The sequence below is a fragment of the Pseudomonas sp. S06B 330 genome (assembly GCF_002845275.2).
GTDB lineage: Bacteria > Pseudomonadota > Gammaproteobacteria > Pseudomonadales > Pseudomonadaceae > Aquipseudomonas.
Genome location: NZ_CP088149.1, coordinates 2,713,374 through 2,735,018, shown reverse-complemented (window position 1 = coordinate 2,735,018; position 21,645 = coordinate 2,713,374). Strand labels below are relative to the sequence as shown.

Here is a 21,645-nt window from a genome sequence, read left to right as displayed (position 1 = left end):
CGCTGCTGCCAGGCTGCGGCTACAGTGAACCTGCGCGTTAGCGGAGCATTCCACGCTCGACAATAAAATCGATCACCCGCTGCAAGCCCTGCCCAGTTTTCAGGTTGGTAAAGGTCCAGGGCCGCTCAGGCCGCATGCGCTGGGTGTCCTTTTCCATCACCTCCAGCGATGCGCCGACATAAGGCGCCAGGTCGATCTTGTTGATCACCAGGAAATCCGACTTGGTGATCCCCGGCCCGCCCTTGCGCGGGATTTTCTCACCTTCGGCCACGTCGATCACATACACCGTCAGGTCAGCCAGCTCTGGGCTGAAGGTAGCGCTGAGGTTATCGCCGCCGCTTTCGACGAAGATGACTTCCAGGTTGCCAAACTTGCGTGCCAGCTCTTCAACCGCCGCCAGATTCATCGAGGCATCCTCGCGAATCGCGGTGTGCGGGCAGCCGCCGGTTTCCACCCCGACGATGCGTTCAGGTTCCAGAGCACCGGCTTCGGTAAGGATGCGCTGGTCTTCTTTGGTGTATATGTCATTGGTCACCACGGCGATTTCATAGTGATCGCGCATGGCCTTGCACAGGGCTTCGAGCAGCGCGGTCTTGCCGGAGCCGACCGGGCCGCCGACACCGACGCGCAGGGGTTGCTGATAGCTTTGCATAGGGCTTTCCTCAGGATCGGAACAATCGGGTGTATTGGGTTTCATGGCGGGACGAGGCAATCGCCAGCAGCGGTAAACCGGCGCCCAACTGGTCGTCAGGCAGTTGCAAGGCGTTTTCCAACACTTCGGGCAGGGTTTCACACAGATCGCGTAGCAGGCTCTGCGCCGCCTGTTGGCCAAAGGGCACCAGCTTGACCCCGGCCATCACAGCGCCTTCGAGCCAGGCAAAACCATGGCCCAGGGCCAGGTCACGCAACGGGATGTCCCAATGCACCCCTAACCAGGCCATCCCGCTCAGTTGGCTCATGGCCAGGCTGGACCGCCACTCAGGCGCCTGGGCCAATTGCCAGCCATCGAGCAGACGTGCCAGGGCCATGCCACGCTGGCGTTCTTCCAGGCGTAGCTCGGCGGTTTCACGGTTGGCCAGCAAGCACTGGCTCCAGCGGGCGAACGCTTGGTCATCATGGTCACGGCACGCCTGGTACAGGCGCGCCAACAATGGCCAGTCGAGGCAGCCCAACGTGTCCTGCACCTGCTGGTGCTGCCAGGCGCGAAAGCCTTCGACGCCTTGCACCCAGCCGGCTTCCACTGCCCACTCCAGCCCCTGTGAGTAGGTAAAACCACCCACTGGCAGGTTCGGGCTGGCCAGTTGCAGCAGGCGCAGTAGCCTCAGGTCGCTGCTCATCAGCCCGCCAACACCAGGGCAGCACCGGCCAGCAAGCCGCCGCCACAGGCTTTTTGCAAACCTGAATGACGACGCAACAGACGGCCAGCGCCATAGCCTGCCAGCAACAGCAAGCCACTGACCGCGACAAAGCCTGCGCTGAACACCCAGAACGCTCCCGGGCTGGCTTCAACGCCATGGGCCCAACCGTGGAACAGGGCGAACACTGGCATGGCCAAGGCCAGCATGAGCTGACGTGCCGGTAGCAACAATGCGGCACCCGCCACCAGCAGTGAGCCGATGATCATCTGCTCCATGCCCAGCACACCACCGAACAGATGGCCCAGCAACGCGCCCCCGAACATCGCACAGAGCGTCAACAGCGGCAGCGCCAGGGTGCGACCGGTCAAGGCCGCGAGCACACCAGTGCCGAGCAGCATCAGCAGATGGTCAAGGCCGGTCAACGGGTGCAGCAGGCCATCCTGCAGCGGGTTGCTGTCATGGCCGGGGTGAGCAAAGGCCGGAACAGCCACCAGCAGCAAGGTCAGGGCGAGGGTCTTTTTCATGGTGATACTCCTTATCAAGATCAGTGCTGAGCGACGCGCACGAAGGGATGGTCGCTATGGGAGTGGCTGTGCGGTGCGCTCTGATAGGCCCCAGCCTCAGGCTCGAACGGTGCCTGTTCGACTGTGACCTGCAAACCCAGGCCTCGCACCATCTCGTCGAGCACGTGATCGTGCTGATAACGCACAAACCCTGCATCGATCTGCAACGGCACGTGGCGATTACCCAAGTGATAACTGGCGCGCGCCAACAGCAACGGGTCGCTACAGCGCACGGTGGACACCTGCTCAGCGGCTGCCAGTACGCGAATCACCTCACGGCCATCTTCATCACCCAGTAGCTCGCCACCGCGCAGCAACTGGCCGCGCTCCAGCATCAGGCCGGCCTCACGACCGTCGTCGAGGGTGACGCGCACCCGGCTCTTGATCCGGGTGTCCAGGGTGAGGGTCACGGTGGCGCTTACCTGTTCGGCCTCACTCAGCCGGCGGGTTAAAACAATCATGTTTGCTCCTTCAAAACAGAAAATATCGCTGTGCCATCGGCAGCACTGTGGCGGGCTCACACACCAACAGTTCACCGTCGGCGCGTACTTCATAGGTCTGCGAATCCACCTCAATCAACGGCAGCAGGCCGTTATGCACCATGTCGCCCTTGCGCACTGTGCGACAGCCATCGACAACACCGATCAGGCTGCGCAGCCCCAGTTGCTGGTGTACACCGCGGCTATGGGCCGATTGCGACAGGAAGGTCATGCGCGTTGCATTACGCGCCGCGCCCAGGGCGCCGAACATGGGTCGGTAATGCACCGGCTGCGGCGTCGGGATCGAGCCGTTGATATCGCCCATCGGCGCCATGGCAATCATCCCGCCCTTGATCACCAGCGCCGGCTTGACCCCGAAAAAGGCCGGGGCCCAGAGCACCAGGTCGGCCAGCTTGCCGGCCTCCACTGATCCCACTTCATGGGCGATGCCATGGGTCAGCGCCGGGTTGATGGTGTACTTGGCGATATAGCGCTTGACCCGGAAGTTATCGCTGTATTGGCTATCGGGGGACAGCGGGCCGCGTCGGCGCTTCATCTGGTCCGCAACCTGCCAGGTGCGCAGCACCACTTCACCGACCCGGCCCATGGCCTGGGAATCGGATGAGGTCATCGAGAACGCACCGATGTCATGCAGGATGTCTTCGGCAGCGATGGTCTCGCGCCGAATACGCGATTCGGCGAACGCCACGTCTTCGGCAATGCTCGGGTCCAGGTGGTGGCAGACCATGAGCATGTCCAGGTGCTCGTCGACAGTGTTGACGGTGTAGGGCAAGGTCGGGTTGGTCGACGACGGCAGCACATTGGCAAAGGCTGCCGCACGAATAATGTCAGGGGCATGGCCGCCGCCCGCCCCTTCGGTGTGAAAGGTGTGGATGGTGCGGTCACCTATGGCCGCCAGGGTGTCTTCGACACAGCCGGATTCGTTGAGGGTGTCGGTGTGAATCGCCACCTGCACGTCCAGCTCCTCGGCAACGGTCAGGCAGCAGTCAATTGCAGCGGGCGTCGAGCCCCAGTCCTCATGCAGTTTCAGGCCTACCGCACCCGCGTGAATCTGCTCGCGCAGGGCTTCAGGCTGCGAGGCGTTGCCCTTGCCCAGCAGGCCAATATTGATCGGCAGCTCATCGGCAGCCTGGAGCATACGCGCCAGGTACCAAGGCCCGGAGGTGCAGGTGGTGGCGTTGGTACCCGTAGCCGGACCGGTGCCGCCCCCGATAAAGGTCGTGATCCCCGAAACCAGCGCTTCCTCCACCTGTTGCGGGCAGATGAAGTGGATGTGCGAGTCAATGCCGCCTGCCGTGACGATCTTGCCCTCGGCGGCAATGATTTCGGTGCCTGGGCCAATGGGCAGGGTCACGCCCGGCTGGACGTCAGGGTTGCCGGCCTTGCCCACGCCGAAGATGCGCCCGTTCTTTACCCCGATGTCGGCCTTGACGATGCCCCAATGATCGATGATCAGCGCATTGGTCAGCACCAGGTCCATCGCCTCGGCAGCCAGCATCTGTCCCTGGCCCATGCCGTCGCGGATGACCTTGCCGCCGCCGAATTTGACCTCTTCACCATAGATCGTGAAGTCCTTTTCCACCGCCACCCATAGCTCGGTGTCGGCCAGCCGCACCCGATCACCCACAGTGGGGCCAAACATATCGGCATAGGCCCGACGCGAAATTCGACTCATCCTTGCGTCTCCAGCTTGCCCATCACCTTGCCTTGAAAGCCATAGACCTCGCGCTTACCGGCGTACGGCACCAGGGTCACCGTCCGCGCCTGACCCGGTTCGAAGCGCACGGCGGTACCGGCGGCAATGTCCAGGCGCCAACCCAAGCTCAGCTCACGCTCGAACACCAAGGCCTGGTTGACTTCATAAAAGTGGTAATGCGAGCCGACCTGCACCGGTCGGTCACCATGATTGGCCACGGTGACACTCACGGTTGGGCACCCCACATTGAGTTCGATGTCGCCCTCGGCGACCTGTACTTCTCCGGGAATCATCCTGCGCTCCTAGACAATCGGGTCATGCACGGTCACAAGCTTGGTGCCATCGGGAAAGGTGGCTTCTACCTGCACGTCAGGAATCATTTCGCTGACCCCTTCCATCACCTGTTCCCGGCTGAGTACTTCACGGCCCAGGTTCATCAGCTCGGCGACGGTGCGCCCATCGCGAGCGCCTTCGATGACCGTGGCGCTGATCAAGGCCACCGCTTCCGGGTAGTTGAGCTTCAGGCCACGGGCCAGCCGGCGCTCAGCCAGCAGCGCCGCTGTGAACAGCAACAGTTTGTCTTTCTCTCTCGGGGTCAGCTCCATGGCGTTCTCTCAAGTGGCCCAGATACGCGGCGGGCATGGCGCCAGACCGACAACAGTCGGTCGCAAGGCATGCCATATCTGCTGCAGGGTGGATTGCAGGCGTTGGTTATCGTGATCGAGCAGGCGTACAACCAGCAGTTGGCCGAGCAGGGTTGCACCGGCGGGTACGCTCAAGTCTTCGATCAGCACACGGGTCTGATCGAGTAATGTCTGGTTGGCCGGATACGCGCAGAAGGTCGCCAGCAGCGGGTAGCCGCCAAGCTTTTGCAACTGACCACCGTCGATACGCTGGCGTTCGTACAGGCCAGGATCGTCAGGCACATCGATCTGCAAGCGACTGTCCAGGGCGCCATGACTGAACACTTCGTTCATCACCGGCCGGCCCAGGCACAGGGTTTCCCAGGCCAACAGACGGGCACCTGGCGACAGACTGAAGCGGTTTTCCAGGCGTACCCGCGCGCCCGGGAAACAAATGCTGCCCTGGGGCAACCACTCCAGCACGCTGTCAGCGGCCAGATGAAAATGCTGGCTGAGGCTCGCGGTGTCGCCGCCGCTGCGGTAGAACTTGGTGGCACCGGGCATGGTCAGCAAGGCATGGCTGCCTGCTTCCAGCTGCACATCAAGCACCAATTTGTCGCCACCGACTACACCGCCGGGTGGGTGCAACACATAGACGTGGCACGGTGCGCCTTCAGGGTAGAACGGCCGCTGCACCAAAAGAGGACCGAAATGCCGCCGTGCACCAATACAGGTCTTCGTCCCGCGCCGGACAAAGCGCAGCGACAACTCGGCACTCCAGCCGGTATCGCGGGCAGCAAGGTCGTGCGGTTGGGCAAGTGTCATGGGTCTGGTCCCTGTAAATGCTGTTGTCGACGCATTTGACGGACGGGTCCGACCTCAACCAGGGCATATGCAGGGTTGCAGGTTTGACCAATCGATCAGCAATCGATACAGGGGGCAAAGCACATAGCGGGCCAGAATGGCGCAATCGTAGGCGCAGCATGTAGCCGCTGCCGAGACACGAGGCTGCGATCGACTGCAGGGCAGTCGCAACCCGGGCACCTCATGGGAGGCTGACGAATCGCGCAGGTGCTCGCAAACCACAGTATCCAGGTCGAGAAAAGCCACTGCCAGTACAAACAAACGAAAATTCGCACAGATGCTTAGGACGCATCCTGCATCAATTCCCATGTCGCCTTGTTAGCGTGCTCGAAAAATTGAGCTTGCTCAGGCAATGGCTTGCGCATCGCCTTTTGCTTTCCCTTTCAGCTTAAGGATAAGTGTATGTTCGCACCGGCCAATGCTGCGCTTTTCGAGCTACAGATCCCCACGGTTCGCAACGACTTCAAAGTGCTGGCTTTCAGCGGTACTGAAGCCATCAGTTGCTTGTATGCGATCAGCGTCGAGCTGGTCAGCGAGTACCCTGATTTCGATCTGGAAAGCCTGCTCGGCCAGCCGGCATTTCTGCGCTTTGGCTTGCAGGGTGAAGGGATTCACGGGCATATCGAAGATGTTCTGGTCGGCGAATCCGGCAGGCGCCTGACCCGCTATCAGCTGACCTTGGTGCCCGCGCTGCACTACTTGCAATTCAGCTACAACCAGCGGATTTTCCAGCAACTGACGGTGCCGCAGATCGTTGCCCAGGTGCTCAAGGGCCATGGCATTCAGGCCGATGCCTTTGCGTTCCATGTCCGCACCAGCCCTGAACGCGAATACTGCACTCAATATTTTGAAAGCGACTACGAGCTGATCCTGCGGCTGTGCAGCGAGGACGGGATTGCCTGGCACCACCAGCACAGCCCGGACGGCCATCGGCTGGTGTTCACCGACGACCAGACGTTTTTCCCCAAGCTTGGCGCCACGCCGTATCAGCAAGGCAGTGGTCTGGTGGCCGATCACCCGGTCATCAGCCAGTTCTCCCGGCGCTTCAGCACCCGCACCAGCACGGTCACGCGCCGCGGCTATGACTTCCAGCGGCCAAGCCTGCTGCTGGAGAGCCAGTTCACCGCTGAGTTCAGCCCGCCGCTTGAGGACTACCGCTACCCGCTGTCGATGGACACCGAGAAACTCGCCAGGCAACGGGCCCGCCAGGCCCTGGAACGACACCGCAGCGACTACCAGTTGGCCGAAGGTCAAAGCGACCAACCGTTTTTGCGCAGCGGCCACTTCTTCGACCTGACCGAGCACCCGCGTAAAGACAGCAACGACTTGTGGCTCTTGCTCAGCGTCACCCATGAAGGTAAACAGCCGCAGGTGCTTGAGGAGTCAGTCAGCAGCGACAGCCAACCCGAAGACGGCTTCAGCCAAGGCTATCGCAACAGCTTCAGCGCCATTCCCTGGGACGTGTTCTATCGGCCGCCGCTGGTCACCCGCAACGCCGAGCTGGTCAGCCAGACGGCGCGGGTTACCGGGCCAGCAGGGGAAGACATCTACTGCGATGAATACGGGCGGGTCAAAGTCGAATTTCACTGGGACCGTGCCGAGCTGAACAGTGACAAGAGCAGTTGCTGGCTACGGGTAGCGTCCAGTTGGGCTGGACAGGGTTTTGGCGCGGTGACCCTCCCTCGCGTCGGCATGGAAGTGGTGGTGACCTACCTGGAGGGTAATCCCGACCAGCCGTTGATTACCGGTTGCGTGCCCAACAAGCTCACCCCGCAGCCTTACCCGTTGCCCGCGAACAAAACCAAGACCGTGCTGCGCAGCCGTAGCTCGCCTGACAGCGGTGGCTACAACGAACTGTCGATTGAAGATCGCAAAGGCCAGGAGTTGATCTACCTGCGTGCCCAGCGCGACCTGGAGCAAAAGATCGAACACGACAGCCAGCTTGAGGTCGGTAACGAGCGCCGGGAAACCATCAAGGGCAACAGCATTGCAGTGCTGGAAGCTGAAGACCAGCGCACTGTTGGCGCGGACCGCAAGGTCGAACTCAAGGCCAACGACTACTTGCAGGTCGCCAGCAGCAGCCATACCCGCATCGGACAAACGCTGGCAGTTGAAGCGGGTCAGCAAGTGCACCTCAAGACAGGCGTGCAGGTGATCCTCGATGCGGGGGCCAGCATCACCTTGAAAGGTGGCGGCCAGCACATCGTCATCGGCCCCGGTGGCATTTTCAGCAGCGTGCCCATCGTGCTGGGTGGTACGCCGGTTATGGGGGTTCCCGCGCAGCAGGCCCTTTCGGCCATACCAATGGTCACCCAGGCGCTGGTTGCTCTGCCACGGGTTACACAAGGTGCGGCGTTGATCCAAGCCGCTCAGCAAGCTGCACCCGTCTGCGCCGTGTGCCAAAAACTAGCGGAGCTCAACGCATGAGTCAGGCTTATCTGCTGCTGGATGGTGCCCTGATCGATAATCTGCCAAGCCGTCTGATTGAGCTCGGAGGCAGTACGGCGTTTCAATCGCTGTATCAACAGACTGCCTACAGCGCTCTGGTAACGGTTAGCCCGGTGTTGGTGCCGGTAGTTCCGAACAGCCCGCTGGCGCACACGTTTGCCCAGGAGTGGTGTGCGACGGCCGGTATCTGGCTGGAATCCGAGGTGAATGAAGCGGCGGTAGTGCAGCACCTGCGTAGCCTGATTCACGCCCGCATCGAGGGCGATGTCAGCGTTTTCTTTCGATACTACGACCCCCGTATCACCCACTTGTGGTTGGCGGATCTAGCACCCCAGGCGCGTGATCGGCTGATGGGACCGATCCGCCGTATTTTACTGCCCGAATCACTTTACCCTTCGGGTTTCATTGCCCAGGAAAACCCTGATCAACCCATCGCTCAGTACACGGACAAGCCTTGGTTATTCCTTACCCTGGAGCAACTGGGGCACTTGAGCGCAGCCAAGCGGCAGCGTCTTGCCCAGCAGTTGATCGAGCATTGCCAGCTGCATGTTCCTCAACGCTTGCAAGGCTTGGCTCCCGCTGCACAACAGCAGTGGGCCTCGGCCTGCCAGCACAGCGCTGAGCGGCAAGGCTACAGCACCGCCGATCAAATCATGCGCTGGGCCAACTTTCACGCCGTGCTAGGTGACGACTTCCCCAACGCAGCGGATCACACCGTTTACCGGCAGATCCTGGACGAGAAAGAGGTTCTACCCACACAGCGTCTGGATAACCTGAGCGCCGAACTGCACCGTCAGTTGCTCACCGAAAAGGGACTGATTGCATGAGTGCAGACAAGCTGGAAATGCTTGATCGACTGGCACGAGCTGACCGAGCCGCCAGGGCGATGCCCCACGAAGATATCAACTGCGCCATAACGCCCTGCCCTGCCGGTCAGCCTGAACTGTTCGTGGTGCCGGTGCGCTATGCGCTGGCCGAAGAACAAGCGCCCCATCCCTGCTGCACGCCTGGCGTTGCCAGCCACAGCCATCCCATGGCGGCCCGCCGCCTGCGCGCAGGTTATCTTTACCTGTGGCAGGACCAGGGCCCGCTCCAACGCTACGCCATCGCACCCGATGGTTTGCTCAGCGAGCAAGCGCTGGAGGACGATGACACGCTCGTGTTGAGCGGCACCTTGGCGGGCCTGGCGCTGAAAAAGATCCATAACGCCTGGATGCTCTACTGCGAGTACCCCCTGCCCCCGGAACACTGCCAGGCGTTGAGCGACAGCAGTGCCCAGCGCAACGCGCACATGCGCCACGTGGCCTTGCGCACGGTGGCCAACGAGCTGCAAGCGCCTCATTGCCCTGCGCTGGCCGATGCTGAGCAGGTGATGGCCGAACTGATCCCGTCCACCTACGCCCGGTCGATGAAGGCCGATCAAAAGCGCGGCGGCGACGATACCGACGCACTGGGCGCGGCGGCGATGAAATCGCCGACAACCCATAACATCAACGCCTACACCACGGCGATGCACCGCGCACGAGAACGGGAAAGGGTCATTGGCCAACACCCCGACGCCAGCGACGAAGCGCCGGGCGAGTGGAGCGCCGAACGCTGGGAGGGCCAGCGCACTCAGGATTGGCTGGAAACCGCCAAGGCCCAGGCCAATGGCTTGTTTCCTGTCTTTGCCTGCCTGGACGATGACCTCGGCGTGCTGCGCGATATCAACCATGAGCAGGAGTGGCTGGAAGCGCGTCACCAACAGTGGATCGCTGATAACACCCTGCGCCTGAGCATCGGTGGGTTTGTGCGCAGCCTGGTCAGCGAAGACGGGGCTGAGTTGGCGGGTACCCTCAACTACCGCTACAAGGGGCGTGATATCAGCCTCACCCCCGAGCAGGGCAAGGTCATGCTCGACACCCAGCATCAGCTGGATGAGGCGCTCAGGGCTGAAACCCAGGCCCGCCGCTACGGCGGCCAGCCCAGCCGGGTTGAAGCCAGCACCCGCGATGCGCGTATTGCCCGTATCGTAGCGCCCGTGCGCGCCTTTATACCGGCCGACCTGTACCCCGAAGCAGAACACCTGGTGCGCGAATACCGCGCCGAAAAACAGGCCAACCGCGATAACGACTTCCTCAGTGCCAAGGTGAGTGAATACATCGACCTGGAGGCGATGAACACCTGGCTCGAAACCACCGCCCCCAGCCATTTCCAACAGATCGAACAACGCCATCAAGCACTGTTCAGCGACCGCGGCGTGTTCCTCAAGCGTTCCGCCAATGGCACCTGGTTTGTCGATTACCATGACCTGAACACACGGCTCTGGTTGACCGAGCTGGCCACGGGCTGCCTGAGCGCCCAATGCATTCGGGCACAGGGCGCCGAACAATATGCCGACTATGTGCGGGCCGCCGATGGCGGCGCACTGACACACCTCTTCCGCGCCTGGACGCCTTCGCTCGATGCGGCCATGAACAGCAGCACGCGCCTGGGCGAGTTGCTGGCGGCGCTGGCCGCCGAGAACATCACCGCCACCCATCAGGCCCTGGCCCCTCTGACCCTGCCGATCATCAACGACCTCGCGGCCATGGCCCGGGACGCCAACGGCCCATGGAGCGTGCTGGTCAACCGCCTGGCCGCGGCGTTGCTGTTGCTCAAAGAGCAGAAAACCTTCAGCACGGCCTGGCTCGGCATTTTCGTTGCCGCGCGCCTGGGCAGCGAAGCGCGCTTGCAGTTCGTGACCGAAGGTGGCCGCCAGATCTGGACGTTACTGGGGCAAAAAGCCGAAGGCCTGACCCGCTGGGCCCGCGCCACAGGGGAAGCCATTGGAGCCGGGCGCGTGGCAGGGATTACGAACTCCACCTTTGTGACCCATAGCGGTGGAGTCGTCCCCCTGGCGGCCTTGCTGCTGAACTCGTTCAACGCGAGCAATTATCTGAGTCAGGCTGAGACCGTGGAGGGAATGGACGACCGGCGTGTTAACGACACTATTTCTGCGGCTTTGTATGCTGGTGCGGCGTTGACGGCGGTGGTTGATAATCAGGTACGGTTGGGGCTGAAGAAGGATCGGTTCTATTTCTTTGGCTCTCCGGCTCCAACCCTGACCCTGTTTGGTGCGGTGATTGGTGGACTGTCACTGGGTGCGGCGGCGGAAGAGTACAAGTCGCTGCAAACACAGTTAGAAAGTGCGCAAACACAAGTCGATCCTTGGCTGGAGATGCGCCTGGCCGTGGTCTCGGGCCAGGTAACGGCCTATGGAGCCCAGGCGTTATTGGGCGTAGTACAAACGGGCAAAGCCTTGGCGGGTTTAGTGGAAGTGGAAACCGCCATCATGCGCTATTCGCTGTACATGGGCCCGCTGAACTGGATCATTGCCGCGCTGGGCGTGCTGTACCTGATCACCTGGTTCTTTCAGCAAACGCCACTGCAAAACTTCCTCAGCGCCTGCTGCTGGTCAAAAGCACGGGCGGGCAATCTGGAGCCTATCGCGGCCAAGGCCCAACAAAGCGAACTCAACCACCTGTACGGCATCCTGTATACACCTCGAGTGAGCATGGAGAGCCGTTCGGAGGTAGGCAGCGCCAATGGACCTTCAGGACTGACGTCCATCAGCTCCATCGACTGCCTGACCATCGACCTGCCAGGGGCTGAGCCCAGCAGCGTCTACCTGGGACTGAGCCTGATCGGTGACCCAGTGGATACCCAGCGCCACCGCTACCTGATCAAAAACAGCCTGAGCAAAAATCGTCAGCCGCCCAGACCTTGGCGGAATATGGTCCCGCACTGGCTACCCAGCAGCAGCTGTTGCTGGATACCGGCCAAGGAAGGTCAAGGCTTGCGCCTGAGCGGGCCCTTCAACACAGAACCAGGTGTTCTTAGTACACAACCCAGTACTGTCTCCCTGCGCTTGTGGTACCGCACCCCCTTGATCGCGATGCTGGGTGCCGACACCTTCATCGGTGGTGAACGGGGGCTCGCCTTTACGTTGAATGACAGCGGCGGCGTGGTTGCCCTGCGGGACGACCCGACACCGGAACTGGATAGTGTGCCGAGGTATGGGCTGGGCGCAGATCGACCCGGTGCCTATTACCTGCAACCCAAGGACAAGACATGAGTACGCCACCGGCAGGCACCACAAAAAAGCGGATATTTTCGCGCAATGACTACTTGGCACCACTGCCCATCCCCACCGGTCGAAAACCCTCGGATGTGCTCAACACTATTTGGCGCAAGAATGAGGTGTTTCTCGATATCGGTAACTACAGCATCGGCTCGGCGGTGATGGTCATATGGTCAATGGCAATGCTATTTGCGCTTATGTATTACATCACGTCTAACTCTCTAATATTGGGAGGCGGACTAATCATTGTGGGCATCCCGATCATGTTTGTAATCCAGGGCCTGTTTCGCGAGGTGCCCTTACCCGTGCGTTTCAACCGGCAACGCCGTGAGGTGTGTGTACCGCAAGCAGATGGCGAGTACTGGATTGTCCCTTGGGAAAGCGTGACGGCGGCGGCGACGCAACATTCGTCGGTGAGCCAGGCAGGTAAAGCAACGATGGGCTTATTGATCATCGGCTTTGAGAACCCCGACCCGCAGGCCAAAGACGATAACAAGCATTTCTCGCTGGGCTTTAACTGTGGGGGTGGCACCAGCGCCATGGCGTTATGGGAATGCATGCGCAGTTACATGGAGATTGGGCCGGATGCAGCGCCGGAGGCGGCTGCACTTAACTCAGGCGGGAGCCTGCGCTACTACATCGATTACATGAGCGATAAAGCTAAAACTCGCGGTTGGATTCTGACGATATTGTGGGAGGGTGTAGTTGGGGTATTTATTTTCAACGCACCTTTGGCCACCTATCTACAAAGAAAAAAGTTATACCCGCCTCCAGACCTGACCTACCCCGCCATCATCGAATGGTCCAAACCTCTGCCGCCCGAGCAATGGGCCAAGCGCTCCCCCGAGCTGGAAGCCGCCATCGCCAAGCGTGAGGCCGAATTAGCCGTGCAGATGCAGCCTGTGGACGAGACATGAGTACGCAACCGGCAGGCACGACGAAAAAGCGTATATTTTCGCGCAATGACTACTTGGCCCCATTACCCATCCCCACCGGTCGAAAACCCTCGGATGTGCTCAACACCATTTGGCGCAAGAATGAGGTATTTCTCGATATCGGTAACTACAGCATCGGTTCGGCGGTGATGGTGCTATGGCCAATGGTAATGCTGTTTGCGTTCATGGGGTATCTGTTCAGAAATGATCCTGACGACATGCACCTATTTGCGATCATGACTGCCTTCATCATTGGGATTCCTACGTTGTTTTTAATTCAGGGCCTGTTCCGCGAGGTGCCCTTACCCGTGCGCTTTAACCGGCAACGCCGCGAGGTATGTGTACCGCAAGCAGATGGCGAATACTGGATTGTCCCTTGGGAAAGCGTGACGGCGGCGGCGACGCAACATTCGTCGGTGAGCCAGGCAGGTAAAGCAACGATGGGCTTGTTGATCATCGGCTTTGAGAACCCCGACCCGCAGGCCAAAGACGATAACAAGCATTTCTCGCTGGGCTTTAACTGTGGGGGTGGCACCACCGCCATGGCGCTGTGGGAGTGCATGCGCAGTTACATGGAGATTGGGCCGGATGCAGCGCCGGAGGCGGCTGCACTTAACTCAGGCGGGAGCCTGCGCTACTACATCGATTACATGAGTGATAAAGCTAAAACTCGCGGTTGGATTCTGACGATATTGTGGGAGGGTTTAGTTGGGGTATTTATTTTCAACGCACCTTTGGCCACCTACCTACAAAGAAAAAAGTTATACCCGCCTCCAGACCTGACCTACCCCGCCATCATCGAATGGTCCAAACCCCTGCCGCCCGAGCAATGGGCCAAGCGCTCCCCCGAGCTGGAAGCCGCCATCGCCAAGCGTGAGGCCGAATTAGCCGTGCAGATGCAGCCTGTGGACGAGACATGAGTACGCCACCGGCAGGTACCACAAAAAAACGGCTGTTTTCACGCAACGACTACTTGGCCCCCTTGCCAATCCCCACCGGTGAAAATCCCTCAGATGTGCTCAACACCATTTGGCGCAAGAACGAGGTGTTTCTCGATATCGGTAATTACAGCATCGGTTCGGCGGTGATGGGGATATGGCCAATAGTGATGTTGTTTTTGGGGCTGGCCTACGGTCTCAATGATCCTGACGCACTGATATTGGGGGCTTGTATTACAGGCCTCCCTATCTGCTTTGTAATCCAGGGCCTCTTCCGCGAAGTGCCACTCCCCGTACGTTTCAACCGACAACGCCGCGAGGTGTGTGTACCGCAAGCAGATGGCGAGTACTGGATTGTCCCTTGGGAAAGCGTGACGGCGGCGGCGACGCAACATTCGTCGGTGAGCCAGGCAGGTAAAGCAACGATGGGCTTATTGATCATCGGCTTTGAGAACCCCGACCCGCAGGCCAAAGACGATAACAAGCATTTCTCGCTGGGCTTTAACTGTGGGGGTGGCACCACCGCCATGGCGCTGTGGGAGTGCATGCGCAGTTACATGGAGATTGGGCCGGATGCAGTTGATGATCAGACTGCACGCTTCGACAGATCTAAAGGCATATGGGCCACCTATCTGGACAACCTTATCAAGGCTGCGAAGTTGAGGGGTTGGCTTGTAACAGCATTTTGGGAAGGCTTCTGTGGGATTTTCATTTTTAACACGCTACTGATAGACGTACTTGAACGCTGGAAACTGAATCCGCCTCCAGACCTGACCTACCCCGCCATCATCGAATGGTCCAAACCCCTGCCGCCCGAGCAATGGGCCAAGCGTTCCCCCGAGCTGGAAGCCGCCATCGCCAAGCGTGAGGCCGAGTTAGCCGCGCAGACGGCACGAGAGCAATTTTGATGCAACCGCCTACTGGGCGCCAAGGCGGTCGGCGAACGTCAGACGGCGCGGGCACCGATGAAATTTTTCCCCCGGGCGCCCTGCAGGGCGTGGGCGATCATCGCCTGGGCCTCGTCGGCATCGACGCCGTAGTCGGCGAAGTCAGTCTTGACCCCAAGGCTCTGAAGGAACTCGCGCAGACGTGCGCGCGCCTGCTCCAGATCCGGGCCGAAGACCCGCTGCAACGTACAGTCGCGCGCACTGTCGCGGCCCCACGCCAGGCCCAGCACCAGCGGCAAGGAGAACGAGCAGGCGATACCATGGGGAAGGCCGTGACGCAGGGTCATTTCGTAGGAAATGGCGTGCGCCAACGCAGTCTTGGTGTTGGAAAACGCCATGCCAGCCTTGAGCGCCGCCAGCGCCATGCGCGCGCGCAGGTCACGATTGCTCAGGTCACGTTGCAGCTTGGGCAGACAGTCGAGGATGTCTTCTATCGCCGACACTGCGAAGGTGTCGGAGAGCGGGTTGGCGTTGACGTTCCAGATCGCCTCCAGGGCATGGGACAGTGCGTCCAGCCCAGTGGACACCGTGACCGCCGGCGGTACTGTGAGCATCAGCTCAGGGTCGACAATTGCCAGCTTCGGCCAGGTGCACTCCAGGTGCAGGGAGTATTTCTTCTGCGCAGCGCTATCCCAGAGAGTTGCCCAGGGGGTGACTTCACTGCCGGTTCCAGCCGTGGTCGGGATAGCGATCAGGGCTTTGCTGCGAGCAGGGGTGAAGGGTTGGCCCAGCGCCAGTAAACCAAGCAACTCATCAAATTGCCCGGAATCAGTACCGACGATCAGGGCCTTGGCGGTGTCGATGGCACTGCCCCCACCCAGGGCGATGACCGTCTGGCAATCCTCGGCCTCAGCCCAAAAGCGCTCGTAGGTGCTGCGCAACTGGGCCACGTCCGGGTTGGGTTGGACGTCTTCGACGATGTACACCAGGCGTTCGCCCAGCAACGCCTGGACGCGATCGATAAGCCCCAGAGCGCGTGCTTCGGGGAACGTTACCAGCGCGACGTTCTGGCGCTCGGTCAGCGTACTGAGTTGATTGAGGCTGCCGCTGCCGAAGCAAGTGGCTACCGGATTATGGAAATAGGCAGACATGGTGGTTTCCTTTGTTGTTCTGGCTGGGACATAGTCGGGGCCGAACAACCTTCGCTCAAATAGATTGAATCAAGGCTTGCATTGAAAGAACGGATATACACGCGTGCAGCGCCCTAATGCTGGCTATCGCCTTGAATGCGGCGGCGCAGACGGCTGGACACCAGGTCTGCGGCCACCACCATCAAGGTGATGACGATGATGCACGTCGCCGTCTCTTGGTACTTGAACAGCTTCAGGCTGCTGACCAGCTCAAAACCCAGCCCCCCCGCCCCAACCATGCCCAGCACGGTTGCCGAACGCAAGTTGACCTCGAAGCGGTACAGCACCACGGCAATCCAGGCGGTGATGACCTGCGGGATCACCCCGAAGACGATCACCTGCAGTGGTCTGGCGCCAGTGGCTTGCAGCGCCTCAATCGGCCCTTGGTCGATTTCTTCGATACTGTCGGCAAAGAACTTGCCGAGCATGCCCACCCCGTGCAGCGCCAGGGCCAGGACCCCTGGAAACGGGCCTAGACCAACGGCCGAGACGAACACCAGAGCAAGAATCAGCTCATTGATACTGCGAATGACATTGAGCAACTGCCGGGTACCGGCATACACCCAGCGATTGCGCTGCAGGTTGCGCGCAGCCAGAAACGCCAGGGGGATGGCAAAGACAATCCCCAGCAACGTGCCCCACAAGGCGATCTGCAAGGTCTCCACTGCCGGCTGCCATAAGCGCGGCAAAATGCTCAGGTCTGGCGGCATCGAGCGGGCCAGAAAGTCACCGATCTGCGGCACGCCGTTACTCAACTCTGTCCAGCTCAACTGCGTGCCTTGGGCGCTCCAGTGCAGCAGCAATACAGCCAGCAGCACCCAGGCGCCAGTGACCAGCCAGCCACGCGCGGTGTCGGGAGTGCTGACCATCCAGCGGTAAGCCGAAGACTGATTGTTCATCGTCAAAGCCCTCCTTGCAGATGTAACCGCGCCACGGCAACCGCGACGTGCTGCCCTTCCTCTACCCGCTCCGGTTGTGGGTAGATACGCTGCAGGCTGGCCTCGTCGAGAACCTCATGCTGGCTGTCAAACACCAGCCGGCCTTGGGCCAGACCGATGATGCGGTCGCCAAATTCCTCGGCCAGATCCACTTGATGCAGGTTGCACACCACGGTGATGCCCTGCTCACGGGTGGCATCACGCAGGTATTGCATCACCCGGCGCGCGGTCTTTGGGTCCAGGCTGGCCACCGGCTCATCGGCGAGGATCACCTTGGGCCGTTGTGCCAACGCACGGGCGATGCCAACCCGTTGCCGTTGCCCACCCGAGAGTGAATCGGTGCGTGCCTCGGCCTTGTGCTGCAGGTCAACCTGTTGCAGGCAATTGCGCGCCAGTGCCTCATCGCCGCGACGGAACAGCTGCAACACCGAGGCCAGGGTCGACAACGAACCCAAGCGCCCGGTCAGTACGTTCTTGAGGACCGACAGGCGCGGCACGACATTGTGATGCTGAAAGATCATCGCCACCTGCCGGCGCAGATCGCGCGGGCACCCTGCGCCCATGGCGTCGATGCCCGCCACCTGCAATTCACCGCTATCAGCCTGCACCAGGCGGTTCATGCAACGCAGCAACGTCGACTTGCCGGCACCGGACTGGCCCAGCACCACAACGAACTCGCCGGCGCCGATATCCAGGTCAATGCCCTTGAGCACCGGATTGCTTGCATAGCCCTTGCGCAGGCCGCGCACGCGGATCATTTCATGCTCCGCAGGTCGAGATCGAGGACCTTGGCGGTTTCGCGCACCACATCATAGGCGGCATCGGTGGTGGGCTGAAAACCGTTGAGCTGGCCCTGATCCCCCCAGGGTACGTCCTTGATATTGGCCATGGCCGCTGCCAGTTTCTGCTTCAGCGCCGGGTCCAGGTCCTGGCGCCAAACCATCGGTGATTCGGGAATGTCGGCTGATGACCAGACGATCTGCAGCTCGTCCGGTTTAACTTGGCCCTGGGCTACAGCGGAGGCGTAGATACGGTCAGCGACCGCAGCGGCATCGACCTTACGGTTGGCCACCGCGAGGATGCTGGCGTCATGGGAGCCAGAGAAGATCACCCGTGAGAATAGTTTGTCCGGTTGATAGCCCGCCGCTTCCAAGCCGGCCTTGGGAAACAGGTGACCAGAGGCAGAGCTTGGATCGACGAAGGCGAACGTATGGCCCTTGAGGTCGCTCAGCTGTTTGATGCCGCTGTCCTTGCGCGCCACGATCTGGCTGCGGTAGGCACTCTTGCCGGCCTTTTTGGTGACGGCGACAGCGAACGCATCCACACCTGCTACCTGATGGGCCAAGACGTATGAGAACGGGCCCAGGTAGGCCACGTCGAGCTTGCCGGCGCGCAGCGCTTCGATCACGCCGTTGTAGTCGGTGGCTACGAACGGCTTGACGGGCATACCCAGCTGGCGCTCCAGATCCGCCAGGACCTGCTTGCTGCTTTCGATCATGGCCTGGGAGTCCTCGGAAGGAATCAGACCGATACTCAACGACGATTGTGCAGAAACCTGAGTGCAGGCCAACAGGGGCAACAGGCCAAAGCCGGTCAAACGAATCAGTTTGGCAAACGGGTTCATGGTGGACGTCCTGCAAGGTGGGGTGAAGGTCGCTCCACATTAGGGCTGTCACGTGACAGTCACAGCTTCAAATCACTATGCGTTTTCCCGCAAAACCATTGATGGAAGCTATGGATGTCTACGACCAAACTGCGCACCTTTCTCGCCGTTGCCCGCCAGGGCAGCTTCAGCGCGGGCGCTCGGGCCCTGGGCCTGAGCCAGCCAACGGTGACCACGCAGATCCTGGCGCTGGAGCGTGACTACAATGTCGAGCTGTTTCATCGTCGGGGCCGGCGCATCGAGCTGACGGTGGTCGGCCGCCAATTACTGCCAATTGCCCAGCAATTGGGGGTGCTGGAGCTCGAAGCGTTCAACCTGCTACGGGATTGCGGCAAGTTCAATCGCGGCCAGTTGAAGATTGGCGCGGTCGGGCCGTTCCATGTCATCGAGATGGTCGATGCCTATCGCCACCAGTACCCGCAGATCGACCTATCGATCAAAGTCGGCAACTCGGCCACGGTGCTGGCAGAGCTGAAAAACTACGTGACCGATGTCGGAGTACTCGCCGGCCTGCATGACGATCCTGCCTTCAGTTCGCAGCTGTATGCACGCCACCCGGTGGTGCTGTTTGCCAATATCGACCATCCCCTGGCGCGCTTCGATGAGATTCCTTTGCAGGCCTTGCAAGGACAACCTCTGCTGCACAGGGAACGCGGCTCCACCACCCGCCTGGCCCTGGAGAAGACCTTGCATGAACACGAAGTAACGCCACGAGTGGTGATGGAGATCGGCAGCCGTGAAGCGCTGCGTGAAGCGGTCATTCGCGGGATCGGTGTCGGGGTGGTGTCGCAAGCCGAGTTCATTGCCGATCCACGGCTCAAGGCCATTCGCTTTTGCGCCGACCCGGTGTACACCGAAACCTACCTGTACTGCCTTGCTGAACGACGTAACAGCCAAGTCATTGGTTCGTTTTTGCAACTGGTGACCCGCAGGTCGGGCACTCCAGAAATGGTCGAACCACAGTCACGGGGTGATGGTCTGGATACGTTGCATGCCCAGCCTCCAACGCCCACAACGTAAGCCCTATTGATTCGTAGCCGCTGCCGCCAGGCTGCGATCGGCCGTGAAACGGCCGTCACACGGGCTCATCACGGTGACTGGATGACGACTGCTTCGCAGCCGATCGCAGCCTGGCGGCAGCGGCTACAACGGCCAGCTTAGTAGTAGGCGTTCTCTTTCTGACTGTGGTCAGTCACATCACGCACACCTTTGAGCTCAGGGATACGCTCGAGCAAGGTCCGCTCGATGCCTTCCTTCAAGGTGACATCGGCCTGCCCACAGCCCTGGCAACCGCCGCCGAATTGCAGCACGGCAATACCGTCTTCGACCACTTCGATCAGGCTGACCTGACCGCCGTGGCTGGCCAGCCCCGGGTTGATCTCGGTTTGCAGGTAGTAGTTGATGCGCTCGTTGACCGGGCTGTCTTCATTGACCATCGGCACCTTGGCGTTCGGTGCTTTGATGGTCAACTGGCCGCCCATGCGGTCGGTGGCGTAGTCGACCACCGCATCTTCAAGAAACGGCACACTCACCGCATCCAGGTAGGCGGTAAAGCTGGCCAGACCCACGGCAGTGTCTTCGGGCTTTTCTTCGCCCGGCTTGCAGTAGGCAATGCAGGTTTCGGCGTAGGTGGTGCCCGGTTGGGTAATAAAGATGCGAATGCCAATACCCGGGGTGTTCTGCTTGGACAGCAGATCAGCCAGGTAATCATGCGCGGCGTCGGTAATAGTTATGGCGCTCATGGAAGTTCCTCACAGACTTGCCGGCAGTTTACGCCAACCTGGCCGCCGAACAAAGTCCTAGTAATTCTGTCGGGAAAGCATGACAGGCGCCGGCGCGCCCTGCGCGGGCGCAAACCAGTCACTCAAGCGCCGGTACAAGCGCTTTTCCAGCAACAGGTAGCTGAGCCAGGACAACACTGCAATCAACGGCACGCACAGGCTGAACACGGCATAGGGGTTCAAGTCCAGGCGCTGACTGGCAAACCAGCCGGCATACAGCACCAGCACATGGATCAGGTACACCGAATACGAGCAATCACCGAGCGCCTTGAGCACTCGATTGCCCTTGAAGTAAGGCTCCAGTGACACGCAGGCCAGTACGATCAAGGCACTCGGCAGCCCCCAGTGCAGCACACGCCGCGACGCATCCAGGTAGTGGATCGCCACCCCGGCGCTCAGCAGGATCGCCAACGGTAACCACAAGCCCTGGGCGATCCAACCGCGCCGATAAAGTACGCCGATGCCAATGCCCAGCAAAAACTCATAGACGATGTTGTTGCGGTAGAAGTGATTGAGCAGCCCTGCCCGGGTCAACACCTCGCTGAACAGCAGCAGTGCCGCCGCCACCACCAGCAAGCGATGCTGCTGGCGCACGAGGAACACCAGCGAGAACAGCAGGTAGAAAAACATCTCGTAGTTCAGCGTCCAGCCGACGTTCAAGGTCGGGTACTGGCCGTAGCCACCGGGATTTTCTGCGGGGATGAACAGTAACGACAGTACGAAGTGTTCAAGGTCAATTGCCTGGTGCGGCATCCACTGGCGTGCCGTGAGCAGCAACAACCCCATCAGTGCCGTGTAGAACCAATAGGCAGGAACGATACGCAGCGCCCGGTTGAGCAAAAAGCGCTTGGGCTCGATTGCCTTGTCACGGGTCGACAGGTAGATCACCAGGCCACTGATGACAAAGAAGACATCCACCCCCACGGCCCCACGGTCGACCAGAAACTGCCCGACCGGGCCACTGGCGTGGAAGTCGAAGAATATCTGCATGAAGTGATGGCAGACCACCACCCAGGCGGCGAGCGCGCGTAGCGCCTGAAGCGAAAACAACATCCGGATACCTGTGTGTAAATCCTCCTCAAGCCCTGGTTACAACCAGAGCCGCGTCAGAGGTCGGACCACAGGTTGCCGGGAAAGGTCAAATGACCTTCCCGGCGGT

General features: G+C 60.5%; 21 protein-coding genes. 7 read left to right on the top strand and 14 right to left on the bottom strand.

The genetic code is table 11. The features are described 5' to 3' along the window. Positions 1-37: 37 nt before the first annotated feature. The 8 genes from ureG to CX511_RS12225 are packed head-to-tail and all read right to left on the bottom strand — an operon-like array spanning position 38 to position 5,565. Positions 38-652 (bottom strand): urease accessory protein UreG, encoded by a 615-nt coding sequence (ureG, locus tag CX511_RS12260; RefSeq protein WP_045190125.1) that lies wholly within the window; start codon positions 650-652, stop codon positions 38-40. A gap of 10 nt (positions 653-662) precedes the next feature. Then, complete coding sequence (locus CX511_RS12255; RefSeq protein WP_045190127.1) at positions 663-1,337, bottom strand: urease accessory protein UreF; 675 nt, start codon at positions 1,335-1,337, stop codon at positions 663-665. Further along, entirely contained in the window at positions 1,337-1,882 is a 546-nt protein-coding gene (locus CX511_RS12250) for a HupE/UreJ family protein (protein WP_045190129.1), read from the bottom strand. The genes CX511_RS12255 and CX511_RS12250 overlap by 1 nt, the downstream gene beginning before the upstream one ends. A 20-nt stretch (positions 1,883-1,902) precedes the next feature. Continuing rightward, positions 1,903-2,382 carry an urease accessory protein UreE gene (ureE, locus tag CX511_RS12245; protein ID WP_045190131.1) on the bottom strand — a complete coding sequence of 160 codons (480 nt, stop codon included), beginning with the start codon at positions 2,380-2,382 and terminating at the stop codon, positions 1,903-1,905. A 10-nt stretch (positions 2,383-2,392) separates the two neighbouring features. Next, entirely contained in the window at positions 2,393-4,096 is a 1,704-nt protein-coding gene (gene ureC, locus CX511_RS12240) for an urease subunit alpha (protein WP_101291984.1), read from the bottom strand. Then, on the bottom strand, positions 4,093-4,410 hold the full coding sequence (locus tag CX511_RS12235; protein ID WP_045190134.1) for an urease subunit beta: 318 nt from the start codon (positions 4,408-4,410) through the stop codon (positions 4,093-4,095). Before CX511_RS12235 ends, ureC begins: the two co-directional genes overlap by 4 nt. A gap of 9 nt (positions 4,411-4,419) precedes the next feature. Then, a complete protein-coding gene (locus CX511_RS12230; RefSeq protein WP_045190136.1) occupies positions 4,420-4,722 on the bottom strand; it encodes an urease subunit gamma in 303 nt (100 codons plus the stop codon). A 9-nt stretch (positions 4,723-4,731) separates the two neighbouring features. Next, positions 4,732-5,565, bottom strand: a complete 834-nt coding sequence (locus CX511_RS12225; protein WP_101291985.1) for an urease accessory protein UreD — start codon at positions 5,563-5,565, stop codon at positions 4,732-4,734. Positions 5,566-6,006: 441 nt separating this feature from the next. Here CX511_RS12225 and CX511_RS12220 point away from each other — a divergent pair, with 441 nt between their 5' ends. The 6 genes from CX511_RS12220 to CX511_RS12195 are packed head-to-tail and all read left to right on the top strand — an operon-like array spanning position 6,007 to position 14,935. Continuing rightward, the gene (locus tag CX511_RS12220) at positions 6,007-8,031 is read left to right on the top strand and encodes a type VI secretion system Vgr family protein (RefSeq protein ID WP_220639137.1); all 2,025 of its coding nucleotides are present in this window, start codon (positions 6,007-6,009) and stop codon (positions 8,029-8,031) included. Beyond that, positions 8,028-8,879, top strand: coding sequence for a DUF4123 domain-containing protein (locus tag CX511_RS12215; protein ID WP_101291771.1), 852 nt, complete (start codon positions 8,028-8,030; stop codon positions 8,877-8,879). The genes CX511_RS12220 and CX511_RS12215 overlap by 4 nt, the downstream gene beginning before the upstream one ends. Continuing rightward, a complete protein-coding gene (locus CX511_RS12210; protein ID WP_231353412.1) occupies positions 8,876-12,148 on the top strand; it encodes a toxin VasX in 3,273 nt (1,090 codons plus the stop codon). The genes CX511_RS12215 and CX511_RS12210 overlap by 4 nt, the downstream gene beginning before the upstream one ends. Further along, positions 12,145-13,071 carry a hypothetical protein gene (locus CX511_RS12205; protein ID WP_220639136.1) on the top strand — a complete coding sequence of 309 codons (927 nt, stop codon included), beginning with the start codon at positions 12,145-12,147 and terminating at the stop codon, positions 13,069-13,071. Before CX511_RS12210 ends, CX511_RS12205 begins: the two co-directional genes overlap by 4 nt. Next, positions 13,068-14,009 carry a hypothetical protein gene (locus tag CX511_RS12200; RefSeq protein WP_220639135.1) on the top strand — a complete coding sequence of 314 codons (942 nt, stop codon included), beginning with the start codon at positions 13,068-13,070 and terminating at the stop codon, positions 14,007-14,009. The genes CX511_RS12205 and CX511_RS12200 overlap by 4 nt, the downstream gene beginning before the upstream one ends. After that, positions 14,006-14,935 carry a hypothetical protein gene (locus tag CX511_RS12195; RefSeq protein WP_220639134.1) on the top strand — a complete coding sequence of 310 codons (930 nt, stop codon included), beginning with the start codon at positions 14,006-14,008 and terminating at the stop codon, positions 14,933-14,935. Before CX511_RS12200 ends, CX511_RS12195 begins: the two co-directional genes overlap by 4 nt. A gap of 38 nt (positions 14,936-14,973) precedes the next feature. Here CX511_RS12195 and psrA read toward each other — a convergent pair whose 3' ends face one another. From psrA to phnD, 4 genes are all read right to left on the bottom strand, one after another. Then, the gene (gene psrA, locus CX511_RS12190) at positions 14,974-16,065 is read right to left on the bottom strand and encodes an iron-containing alcohol dehydrogenase PsrA (protein ID WP_101293295.1); all 1,092 of its coding nucleotides are present in this window, start codon (positions 16,063-16,065) and stop codon (positions 14,974-14,976) included. 113 nt (positions 16,066-16,178) lie between these two features. After that, positions 16,179-17,003 carry a phosphonate ABC transporter, permease protein PhnE gene (gene phnE / locus CX511_RS12185; protein WP_045179993.1) on the bottom strand — a complete coding sequence of 275 codons (825 nt, stop codon included), beginning with the start codon at positions 17,001-17,003 and terminating at the stop codon, positions 16,179-16,181. A gap of 2 nt (positions 17,004-17,005) precedes the next feature. Further along, entirely contained in the window at positions 17,006-17,800 is a 795-nt protein-coding gene (phnC, locus tag CX511_RS12180; RefSeq protein WP_101293296.1) for a phosphonate ABC transporter ATP-binding protein, read from the bottom strand. Further along, complete coding sequence (gene phnD / locus CX511_RS12175) at positions 17,797-18,666, bottom strand: phosphonate ABC transporter substrate-binding protein (protein WP_082071278.1); 870 nt, start codon at positions 18,664-18,666, stop codon at positions 17,797-17,799. Before phnD ends, phnC begins: the two co-directional genes overlap by 4 nt. 114 nt (positions 18,667-18,780) lie before the next feature. On the opposite strand from phnD, the gene CX511_RS12170 reads away from it, so the two are divergent. Then, positions 18,781-19,725, top strand: coding sequence for a LysR substrate-binding domain-containing protein (locus CX511_RS12170; RefSeq protein WP_101293297.1), 945 nt, complete (start codon positions 18,781-18,783; stop codon positions 19,723-19,725). A 137-nt stretch (positions 19,726-19,862) separates the two neighbouring features. Here CX511_RS12170 and nfuA read toward each other — a convergent pair whose 3' ends face one another. Further along, on the bottom strand, positions 19,863-20,447 hold the full coding sequence (gene nfuA / locus CX511_RS12165) for a Fe-S biogenesis protein NfuA (protein WP_045179985.1): 585 nt from the start codon (positions 20,445-20,447) through the stop codon (positions 19,863-19,865). A 57-nt stretch (positions 20,448-20,504) separates the two neighbouring features. Continuing rightward, positions 20,505-21,539: an acyltransferase family protein gene (locus tag CX511_RS12160; protein ID WP_045179984.1), complete on the bottom strand. Its 1,035-nt coding sequence runs from the start codon at positions 21,537-21,539 to the stop codon at positions 20,505-20,507. Positions 21,540-21,645 lie beyond the last annotated feature (106 nt).

What these genes read in the sequence shown, in the direction of transcription:
- CX511_RS12250 (WP_045190129.1), bottom strand. Translation starts at nt 1,882, where the DNA reads ATGAAAAAGACCCTCGCCCTGACCTTGCTGCTGGTGGCTGTTCCGGCC.
- psrA (WP_101293295.1), bottom strand. Translation starts at nt 16,065, where the DNA reads ATGTCTGCCTATTTCCATAATCCGGTAGCCACTTGCTTCGGCAGCGGC.
- phnC (WP_101293296.1), bottom strand. Translation starts at nt 17,800, where the DNA reads ATGATCCGCGTGCGCGGCCTGCGCAAGGGCTATGCAAGCAATCCGGTG.
- ureC (WP_101291984.1), bottom strand. Translation starts at nt 4,096, where the DNA reads ATGAGTCGAATTTCGCGTCGGGCCTATGCCGATATGTTTGGCCCCACT.
- CX511_RS12220 (WP_220639137.1), top strand. Translation starts at nt 6,007, where the DNA reads ATGTTCGCACCGGCCAATGCTGCGCTTTTCGAGCTACAGATCCCCACG.
- nfuA (WP_045179985.1), bottom strand. Translation starts at nt 20,447, where the DNA reads ATGAGCGCCATAACTATTACCGACGCCGCGCATGATTACCTGGCTGAT.
- CX511_RS12200 (WP_220639135.1), top strand. Translation starts at nt 13,068, where the DNA reads ATGAGTACGCAACCGGCAGGCACGACGAAAAAGCGTATATTTTCGCGC.
- CX511_RS12205 (WP_220639136.1), top strand. Translation starts at nt 12,145, where the DNA reads ATGAGTACGCCACCGGCAGGCACCACAAAAAAGCGGATATTTTCGCGC.
- ureE (WP_045190131.1), bottom strand. Translation starts at nt 2,382, where the DNA reads ATGATTGTTTTAACCCGCCGGCTGAGTGAGGCCGAACAGGTAAGCGCC.
- CX511_RS12255 (WP_045190127.1), bottom strand. Translation starts at nt 1,337, where the DNA reads ATGAGCAGCGACCTGAGGCTACTGCGCCTGCTGCAACTGGCCAGCCCG.
- CX511_RS12225 (WP_101291985.1), bottom strand. Translation starts at nt 5,565, where the DNA reads ATGACACTTGCCCAACCGCACGACCTTGCTGCCCGCGATACCGGCTGG.
- CX511_RS12210 (WP_231353412.1), top strand. Translation starts at nt 8,876, where the DNA reads ATGAGTGCAGACAAGCTGGAAATGCTTGATCGACTGGCACGAGCTGAC.
- CX511_RS12215 (WP_101291771.1), top strand. Translation starts at nt 8,028, where the DNA reads ATGAGTCAGGCTTATCTGCTGCTGGATGGTGCCCTGATCGATAATCTG.
- ureG (WP_045190125.1), bottom strand. Translation starts at nt 652, where the DNA reads ATGCAAAGCTATCAGCAACCCCTGCGCGTCGGTGTCGGCGGCCCGGTC.
- CX511_RS12195 (WP_220639134.1), top strand. Translation starts at nt 14,006, where the DNA reads ATGAGTACGCCACCGGCAGGTACCACAAAAAAACGGCTGTTTTCACGC.
- phnE (WP_045179993.1), bottom strand. Translation starts at nt 17,003, where the DNA reads ATGAACAATCAGTCTTCGGCTTACCGCTGGATGGTCAGCACTCCCGAC.
- CX511_RS12230 (WP_045190136.1), bottom strand. Translation starts at nt 4,722, where the DNA reads ATGGAGCTGACCCCGAGAGAGAAAGACAAACTGTTGCTGTTCACAGCG.
- CX511_RS12160 (WP_045179984.1), bottom strand. Translation starts at nt 21,539, where the DNA reads ATGTTGTTTTCGCTTCAGGCGCTACGCGCGCTCGCCGCCTGGGTGGTG.
- phnD (WP_082071278.1), bottom strand. Translation starts at nt 18,666, where the DNA reads ATGAACCCGTTTGCCAAACTGATTCGTTTGACCGGCTTTGGCCTGTTG.
- CX511_RS12170 (WP_101293297.1), top strand. Translation starts at nt 18,781, where the DNA reads ATGTCTACGACCAAACTGCGCACCTTTCTCGCCGTTGCCCGCCAGGGC.
- CX511_RS12235 (WP_045190134.1), bottom strand. Translation starts at nt 4,410, where the DNA reads ATGATTCCCGGAGAAGTACAGGTCGCCGAGGGCGACATCGAACTCAAT.